General features: G+C 43.4%; 1 protein-coding gene. It reads right to left on the reverse strand.

Annotation, left to right across the window (positions count from 1 at the left end; translation table 11 throughout):
- The coding region (locus WAM07_RS14875) for an ABC transporter ATP-binding protein (RefSeq protein ID WP_422168088.1) at window positions 1-1,622 on the reverse strand (1,622 nt) is incomplete at its 3' end.
- Window positions 1,623-1,770: the final 148 nt, after the last annotated feature.

Here is a 1,770-nt window from a genome sequence, read left to right on the forward strand (position 1 = left end):
GATAAAGCATCATTTATTTTCATTTCTGTCACGGTATCGATGCTACTCGTAGCTTCATCCAATATTAATAAGGCCGGGGAAGCGATCATCGCACGGGCAATAGACAACAATTGGCGCTGTCCGTGACTAACTCCTCCTCCATCTGAATCAAGCCAAGTATCATACCCTTTTGGAAGCCTTGTAATAAAATCGTGTGCATGAGCTGCCTTGGCTGCAGCCTCTACCTCTTCATCCGAAGCTTCCAGCCAGCCATAACGAATATTCTCTCGAATGGTTGTATGGAACATGGTGGCATCCTGCAATACCACTCCCATTTGATTCCTCAAACTGTCCCGGGTAATAGATTTTATATTTTTTCCATCAATTAAAATTTCGCCTTGATCAGGGTCGTAAAAACGGGAGAGCAAAGATATGATTGTTGTTTTCCCAGCACCTGTAGGACCTACTAAAGCTACTGTCTGACCGCGTTCGGCCTCAAAGGTAATGTCGGCTAATGTTTGTTGCTTATCTTCATATGAAAAATCCACAGCCCTGAATTCAACATCGCCCATAAGAGTCCCGGCCGCTTCCGCTTGTTCTTCGTCCGATTTCTCTTCTGATTCATCTATAATCTGGAAAACCCGTTCAGCACCTGCAACAGCCGAAAGAATCATGTTGAACTGATTAGCAAGGTCATTTAAAGGTCTTGTGAATTGACGAGAATAAGTGGTGAACGTAACGATAATGCCAATGGAAATAAATCCATTTAATGCGAGCAGTCCGCCCGCTCCGACTATAATAGCGAAGCTCGCGTTGTTAAGCATATTCATCAGTTTGGGAATAAATCCTGTGTACACTTGTGCCCAGTAACCAGAGTATTTTAAGGCAGCGTTTTTTGCTTCAAAATCCTTAATCACTCTTTCTTCTCTAGAAAACATCGAAATAATATTCTGCCCGGAAAACATTTCCTCCACGTACCCATTAACCTCACCAAGATCGTTTTGCTGCTTCTTAAAGAATTCTCCTGTTCGCTTCGTAATCCACTTCATACCAAAGTACATGACAGGAACGATCGTCAAAGTCATAAGAGTCAACATGGGACTTAACCAGACCATAATAACCACTGTCCCTATTATCGTAAGTACACTCGTAAAAAATTGGACAACAGCTGTATTTAATGTTCGGCTCACATTTTCCATATCGTTCGTTAAACGGCTCATTAACTCTCCCTGCTGACGCTGCTGAAAAAAGATCACGGGAAGCCGCTGCAAATGAGAAAACAAGTGATTTCGCATCGAGTACACGGTGTCCTGCGCTATACCAATCATCCAATAATTCTGAAGCCACAAAAACAATGAATGGAAAGCGTAAATAAGCAGCAGCCATCCAAGCATGATGATCACGTCATTTGAACTTGGTTCAGCAATCGCTAAATCTACCGTGACCCCGAGTAAATACGGACCGAGAAGAGATAGGGAAGAACTTAAGAGGATGACGGCAAGGACGGTATAAAAACGCTTCTTCTTATCTGCCATGTAATGCCAGATCCTTTTTAAAGTGGAACGAATATCATCAACCTTCGGTGGCGCTGTACCGATGCCTTGATGGCGTCGTATGGGAGGACGCCCTGATTTTTCTGCCATTATTCCGCCTCCTCTTGCTGGGACATGTAAACTTCACGGTAGTATGGACTGCGTGCGAGAAGCGTTTGATGAGTACCTTCGGCAATTACATTCCCATCCTCCATAAGAAGGATCTTTTGGGCTTGCTTTAAAGAACTGATTTTCTGAG

The sequence above is a fragment of the Halobacillus sp. genome (assembly GCF_049282395.1).
Lineage (GTDB): Bacteria > Bacillota > Bacilli > Bacillales > Halobacillaceae > Halobacillus.